The 2,077-nt window shown below is 69.7% G+C and carries 2 protein-coding genes; both read left to right on the forward strand.

Going from position 1 to position 2,077, the window contains the following annotated elements; all coding sequences use genetic code 11:
* A partial coding sequence (gene gltX, locus AB1609_22290) for a glutamate--tRNA ligase (GenBank protein ID MEW6049164.1) occupies positions 1–1,403 on the forward strand: 1,403 nt, incomplete at its 5' end.
* Positions 1,396–2,077 (forward strand): DUF92 domain-containing protein (locus tag AB1609_22295; GenBank protein ID MEW6049165.1); only part of this gene is annotated, 682 nt, incomplete at its 3' end. The genes gltX and AB1609_22295, both read left to right, overlap by 8 nt.

Genomic DNA, 2,077 nt, shown 5'->3' on the forward strand with positions numbered 1-2,077 from the left:
TCCGGCTGGAGGACACGGACCTCGCCCGTTCCACCGAACAATCGGCTCGCGCCATGATCGACGGGCTGCGCTGGGTAGGCCTGGACTGGGACGAGGGGCCGGACATCGGGGGGCCTTACGGGCCGTACCGCCAGACCCAGCGCCGCCACCTGTATGAGGAATACGCACGGCGCCTGATAGAGGCCGGGCGCGCCTACCCTTGCTACTGCACTCCCGAGGAACTGAAGGCGCGCCGCCAGCAGGCCCTGGCGCAGGGCGAGGCTCCCAAGTACGACCGCCACTGCCTTCACCTGACCGGCGCCGAACGCCGCCGCCTCGAGGCCGAGGGCCGGCCGAAGGCGCTTCGCTTCCGGATCGACGACGAAGGCGAGACCGTCGTGCACGACCTCGTGCGGGGCGAGGTGCGCTTCGAAAACGCACTGCTGGACGACTTCGTCATCATCAAGTCGGACGGGCTTCCCACGTACAACTACGCGGTCGTGGTCGACGACCTGGAGATGCGCATCACCCACGTCATCCGCGGGGACGAGCACCTGTCCAACACGCCCCGCCAGGTGCAGGTGTACCGGGCGCTTGGCGCCGAACCGCCGGCGTTTGCGCACCTGTCCATCCTGCTCGCCCCCGACCGCTCAAAGCTCTCCAAGCGCCACGGGGCGCAGTCGGTGGATGCGTTCCGCGAGATGGGCTATTTGCCCGAGGCCATCGTCAACTACCTGGCGCTCTTGGGATGGGGCTACGACGCCGAGCAGCAGATCTTCTCGGTGCACGACCTCATCGAGAAGTTTTCGCTGGACAGGGTCTCCAAGAACCCTGCCATCTTCGACATTCAGAAGCTTGAGTGGATGAACGGCTACTACCTGCGCCAGCTTCCCCTCGGGGAACTTGCGCGGCGCAGCCGGCCGTTCCTGGAGAAGGCAGGGGTCGCTGCCAGGGTGCAGCGCGAGGGCGAAGCGGGCGAGAAGCGCCTCGCGCGGGCCCTCGAACTCTCGCAGAGCCGGCTGCGGACGCTCGCGGACGTGCCTGCGTGGGTGATTTACTACTTCGAGGACGAATTCGAATACGACCCGGCGGCTGCCCGCAAGCACCTGCTGCGTCCGGGTGTCCCGGAGCTGCTCGAGAACGTGGCCTGCGGGCTGCAGGGCCTGCAGCCGTTCAACGAGGAGATGCTCAACGCCTACTTCACGCGGTTCAAGGACGAGCGCGGCCTCAGGCTGGGCGACGTCCTGCAGCCCGTGCGGGTCGCCGTCACCGGCAAGGATGTGAGCCCGGGCATGTACGAGGTGCTGGCCCTGGTCGGCCGCGAGGGGAGCGTGGCCCGGCTGCGGCGGGCAGCGCGGTGGGTAAGGGAGCGGCAGGCTTCCGCCCCTGCCGAGCTCCAGGCGCAAGAAGGAGCCCGTGGCTGACCTACCCTCAGCCGGCACCTTGCACGATGCCGGCCTTCTTCTGCTCGTGAGCGCCTCCCTGGCCGCCGGGGTGAGCGCTCTTGCCTGGCGAGCGGGCGCGCTCACCCGGGACGGGGCGGTGGCGGCCACCGCCGTGGGCGCCCTCGTGTTTGGGGCCGGCGGGCTGCCGTGGGCAGCCTTGCTGCTGACCTTTTTCGTCTCAGGGTCGGTCATGACACGCCTTCGTCGCCGGAAGCAGGGGATGCGGAGCGGCGGTGCCCGGGACGCGTTCCAGGTGCTCGCCAACGGGGGCGTGGCGGCAGTATCGGCGCTTGCAAGGCTTCTGTTCGGCGCAAGCTGGGTCTGGGACGCTCTGGTTGCCGGCAGCCTGGCTGCCATGACGGCGGACACGTGGGCTACCGAGGTCGGTATCATGACCGGTGCCCGCCCCCGCCTCCTGGTGGGCATGCGACCGGTGGAGCCGGGCACATCCGGCGGAGTCTCCGGGCCTGGTACGCTCGCCGGGGTGGCCGGCGCGGCGGTGATGGCGGCCGCCGCACGGGCGGTGTTGGGGCCAGGAGCGGTCGCGGCGGGCGCCCTTCGTGGCGCAGTCGTTGGGCTGTTCCTCGATAGCCTGCTCGGGGCCACCCTGCAGGCTCGCTATCGGTGCGAGAGCTGTGGCACCTACGTGGAGG

Source organism: Bacillota bacterium (assembly GCA_040754675.1).
GTDB lineage: Bacteria > Bacillota > Limnochordia > Limnochordales > Geochordaceae > Geochorda.